Origin of the sequence: Olsenella phocaeensis (genome assembly GCF_900120385.1) — a bacterium.
Taxonomy (GTDB): Bacteria; Actinomycetota; Coriobacteriia; order Coriobacteriales; family Atopobiaceae; genus Olsenella_I; species Olsenella_I phocaeensis.
This window is the reverse complement of record NZ_LT635494.1, coordinates 1,903,729-1,908,500: the sequence shown is the minus strand read 5'-3', so window position 1 is coordinate 1,908,500 and position 4,772 is coordinate 1,903,729. Positions and strand designations below refer to the sequence as shown.

Here is a 4,772-nt window from a genome sequence, read left to right as displayed (position 1 = left end):
GGCCCACTAAGCGTGCAGAGGTGGGGACCCTGGCCGGAAGGCCGCCGTCGGCGTCCCCTGCCGCCTGCGACCTACTCCCCCGCCAGGGAACCCTCGTCGGCCTCGAGCGCGGCGCGCGCCTCTTCGAGCTGGCGAGCGAGCGCCTGGGTACCTGTACCGCCGTAGCTGTTACGGGCCGAAGCTATCCCCCTTGGGTCGAGGTCCTCCGTCACGTCGGAGTCGAAGAGCCCGGAGGCCTGGCGGAACTCCTCGGGCGTCAGGTCCTCCAGGCCCTTGTGATGCCTCTCGCAATATAGGACGAGCTCCCCCACCACCTCATGGGCCTTGCGGAAGGGCACCCCTCGCTTGGCGAGGTAGTCTGCCACGTCGGTCGCGGCGGTGAAGCCCTTCCTCGACTCCTCTTCCATGCGGCCCTCGTCGAGGCGCCAGGTGGAGACCATCCCCCTCACGCACGCCATGCAGTCGAGCAGCGTATGCGCTGCATCGAGGGGGCCCTCCTTGCACTCCTGGAGGTCCTTGTTGTAGGCCAGGGGAAGCGACTTCATGGTCGTGAGGAGGGCCACCAGGTCACCGTACACCCGACCGGTCTTGCCACGGGTGAGTTCGGCGAAGTCCGGGTTCTTCTTCTGGGGCATGATCGACGAGCCGGTCGAGTAGGAGTCAGAGAGCGTGACGAAGCCGAACTCCGTGGTGGACCAGAGCACGATCTCCTCGCAGAGACGCGAGAGGTGCATCATCGAGACGGAGCAGGCATAGAGCAGGTCGAGGAGGTAGTCGCGATCGCTCACGGCGTCCATGGAGTTGGGGATGGGATGGTCGAGGCCCAGGGACTCCGTCGTCTGGAAGCGGTCTATGGGATAGGTGGTCCCCGCCAGGGCGGCGGCTCCCAGGGGGTTGGCATCCGCCTCGTCGAAGGCGAAGGAGAGGCGCTTGAAGTCACGCCCCAGCATCCAGAAGTAGGCAAGCAGGTGATGCGAGAGGAACACGGGTTGCGCATGCTGCAGGTGGGTGTAACCCGGCATCACCACGCCCCGCCGTGCCACCGCCTCGTCGAGAAGGGTCCTCCTGAGGGCAAGGTTTCCCCTCATGAGCTGGGCAAGGAGGTCCTTGGCAAGGAGTCGCAGGTCAAGTGCCACCTGGTCGTTGCGCGAACGTCCGGTGTGAAGGCGCGCGCCGGCTGGACCGACCATCTGCGTGAGCTTCGACTCGACCGCCATGTGAACGTCCTCGTCGTTCACGTCCCACTCGAAGTCGCCGTCGTCTATCTGCGTGAGGATCCGAGAAAGGCCCTCCTGAATCCTCTCGGCGTCATCCACGCCGATGATGCCCTGGTCAGCCAGCATCCGGGCATGTGCCATGGACCCGGCGATGTCTTGACGGCACATGCTCTTGTCGACCTCGAGCGAGGCGCCGAAGCGCTGGGTAAGCTCGTCGACTCCCTGTTCGAACCTTCCAGACCAAAGGGCCATCCTGACCCGCCTTTCTCATCTCGTGTTCGCTCAGTCGTTCGCCACTGTATGGGCCTGAGGACGCAAGGGCGCGCACGCGGGCCGAGTCTTCCCGCGTGCGCGCAACCCCAGCTCCTGCCGGACAACTTCCCCTACGCGGAGAGGACTGCGTAGCCCAGCTTCGCCTGCTTCTTGCCCGCAGGCGCGGGAACCGCCTGCTTGTGGGCGGGACCCTGCTTGCCCGACCAGGTCTTGCTTGGCAGGCTGTGCAGGTCTATGAAGCCCTTGGAGGCACTGCGGTCGAAGCTGTCGCCGTCACCGTAGGTCGCAAGGCTGAGGTCATAGAGGGAGTAGGCGCTCTTGCGGCCGGTCACGGTGAGGCTGCCCTTGTAGAGCTTTGCCTTGACCTCACCGGTGACGAAGGCCTGGGTGCTGGCGCAGAAGGAGTCAAGCGCCTCCTTGAGCTGGCTGTACCAGAGGCCGTCGTAGACCACCTTGGACCACTGCTGGTCGATCATGTGCTTGTACTGCAGGGTGTCGTGGTCGAGGCAGAGGGTCTCGAGGGCGTGGTGCATGTTGATGAGGGCGAGGGAGGCGGGGCACTCGTAGCACTCGTGGCTCTTGATGCCCACCACACGGTCCTCGATCATGTCGATGCGTCCGTACCCGTGTGCGCCACAGACCTTGTTGAGCTGGACGATCAGGGGCAGGAGCTCCATCTTCTTGCCGTTGAGCGAGCAGGGCACGCCCTTCTCGAAGCCGACCACGATCTCTTCCGGCTGGTCGGGGGCGGAAATGGGGTCCACCGTCATGGTCCAGATGTCCGCAGGGGGCTCGTTCCAGGGGTTCTCGAGGACGCCGCACTCGATGGCGCGACCCCAGAGGTTGTCATCGATGGAGTAGGGCTTGGCGGCAGTGGTGGGCACGGGCACGCCATGCTCCTGGGCCCACTCCATCTCCTGCTCGCGGGTGAGGAGGTCCCATTCGCGCACGGGTGCCAGGACCTTGATGCTGGGGTCGAGAGCGTGGATGCAGGTCTCGAAGCGCACCTGGTCGTTGCCCTTGCCCGTGCAGCCATGGGCGATGTACGAGGCACCCATCTTGTGGGCGATCTCCACGAGGTGCTTTACGATGAGGGGACGCGAGAGCGCGGAGAGCAGGGGGTAGGTGTCCTCGTAGAGGCCGTTTGCCTTGATCGCCTTGGTGAGAACCTCCTTCGCGTACTCCTCGCGCATGTCCAGGGCCTCCGAGTGGACGGCTCCCATCCGCAGGGCCTTCTTCTCCACCCAGGCCAGGTCCTCTGCGTCCTGGCCCACGTTGCCGCAGATGGCGACGACGTCAAGCCCCTTCTCGAGCTGGAGCCACTTGACCATGACGGAGGTGTCCAGACCGCCGGAATAGGCGAGGACGACCTTCTCCTTCGTGGCGGCGTTGGTGGCGGCGTTTTGGATCTTGGTTGCAGGCATGGTTGCTCTCCCCTGTTTTGTCGTTCGTTGCTTGGTGTGTTGGCTATGGTCGTGGGCACGCGATGGGAGGGCGTCCCCTCCCAAAAAGGTGAATACGCTGCGTGCCAGGTATTTTTCGTACAAAAAAGCCTGGCATTGCCAGGCGGTGTCACAGTCCTATATGTGCGAGGCCTCTAGTTTTGCCTCAGCGGACCGGGAGCAGCTCGCGCTGGCGTCGCAGCGTGATTCGTCGGCCCTGGCGTCGGAGAGAGAGCTTGATGCCTGTGTTGTTGTCCATCGAACCTCTCCCCCTTCCCTGCGCCTGGACTCCTGCTCCACTTGTTGTTGAGGAATATTACGCCTCTATGCAAATGCGCGTAAGACGAGAGCCCCCTTTGGTTTCCTGCTCGAAACAATTGGGCAGGTGAAGATGGACAAGGATCTCGATGTCGTCAATTGCTTGCGTCAACGATTTGAATATCAGCAGCTAGCAGCCTGTTACATAGGGAAATAGTTGCATCATGGGCATACGAGAAGCAGGCCAACGGGAAGCACCACCGTTGGCCTGCAAGCGTACGTGGTGGGCCGTGTGGGGATCGAACCCACGACCTTGGGATTAAAAGTCCCCTGCTCTGCCAACTGAGCTAACGGCCCGATATGTCACGCGATGAGACGTCCGTGCGATTCTACCACGTGCCTGGGTCGCTACTCGGCCTCCCAGGCCCACTGCCCGCCCACGAAGATGGGGGTCTCCTCTCCGTTAGTGTCGACTCCCCAGACGTCCAAGTCGTCGGCGCCCACCATGAAGTCGACGTGGGTGGAGGACTGGTTCACCCCATGGGCCAGGAGCTCGTCCTTGCCCATGTCGAGCCCGCCATCAAGACACTCCGGGAATCCCATGCCAAGGGCGAGGTGGCAGCTCGCGTTCTCGTCGTAGAGCGTGTCGTAGAAGAGGATCCCACTCTGCCTGATGGGGGTGTTCTTTGAGATGAGGGCGACCTCTCCCAGGTGATGGGCACCCTCGTCTGCCGCCATGATCTGGTCGAGCGCGGCCTTGCCCCGACGGGCGTCCCACTCGACCGCCGCGCCGTCTCGGAACCTGATCCAGAAGTCGTCGATGACCTGACCCGCATGCACGAGCGGCATGGCGGAGTGGACGATTCCCTCCGTACGGTTGCGGTTGGGGGTGGTGAAGACCTCCTCGGTGGGGATGTTGGGGAAGAAGACGGTCCCATCCACCGTCCGGGCGGCCCCTCCCTCCCAGAGGTGGCCGGCGTTCATGCCAACGACGAGGTCCGTACCATTCGACGACCGATACCTCAGGCTGTCATAGGCGGCAGCGTTGAGCAGGCGCTTGTTCTTCTCGAAGGTGGCGTTGTGGGTCTCCCAGGCACTCTGGGGGTCGCGGCCGTCCGAGCGCGCCACGCTCAGGATGGCGAGCCAGAGCCTGTAGATCGCCTCGCTGCCCGAGAGCTCGGGGAAGACCTCGCGGGCCCAGGCCTCGACGGGAACCCCCGCGATGCACCAGACGTTTCGGCCGAAGTCCATACCCTCCCTGAACGCGAGGCACTCGGTGTTGCGCGCCTTTCGTGCGGCCGCCGGCTTGGCGGGGTCAATCCCGTCGAGCGCGGAGGGGTCGCTTCCCTCGAGGAAGAGGAACGCAGCACCAGCCTCGGCGAGAGAGTTGAGCTGCTCTCGCTGCCACGAGGGGACGTGCTCGAAGTAGGCCTTGTCCACGTGCTCGTAGGTCAGGCGTCCCACCACGTCGTCAGACCAGATGACCGTCACGTGTCCCGCGCCCGCCTCGTAGGCCTTCCTCACGACGCGGCGGGCGAAGTCCGCCCGCTCCACGGGCGCCTGCAGTACGAGCTCCTGTCCC

General features: G+C 64.1%; 3 protein-coding genes and 1 tRNA gene. All 4 read right to left on the bottom strand.

Translation table 11 applies throughout. From position 1 onward, the window contains the following. Positions 1 to 71: 71 nt before the first annotated feature. Positions 72 to 1,469, bottom strand: coding sequence for an argininosuccinate lyase (gene argH / locus BQ7388_RS09185; protein ID WP_072500323.1), 1,398 nt, complete (start codon positions 1,467 to 1,469; stop codon positions 72 to 74). Between the two features lie 131 nt (positions 1,470 to 1,600). Beyond that, positions 1,601 to 2,914: an argininosuccinate synthase gene (locus tag BQ7388_RS09180; protein ID WP_072500322.1), complete on the bottom strand. Its 1,314-nt coding sequence runs from the start codon at positions 2,912 to 2,914 to the stop codon at positions 1,601 to 1,603. Positions 2,915 to 3,471: 557 nt separating this feature from the next. Beyond that, positions 3,472 to 3,547 (bottom strand) — tRNA-Lys (locus tag BQ7388_RS09175). A 51-nt stretch (positions 3,548 to 3,598) separates the two neighbouring features. Continuing rightward, the coding region (locus BQ7388_RS09170; protein WP_072500321.1) for an aminopeptidase at positions 3,599 to 4,772 on the bottom strand (1,174 nt) is incomplete at its 5' end.

Bases quoted from the DNA above. Each gene is read 5' to 3' on its own strand.
- argH (WP_072500323.1), bottom strand. From the start codon at position 1,469: ATGGCCCTTTGGTCTGGAAGGTTCGAACAGGGAGTCGACGAGCTTACC.
- BQ7388_RS09180 (WP_072500322.1), bottom strand. From the start codon at position 2,914: ATGCCTGCAACCAAGATCCAAAACGCCGCCACCAACGCCGCCACGAAG.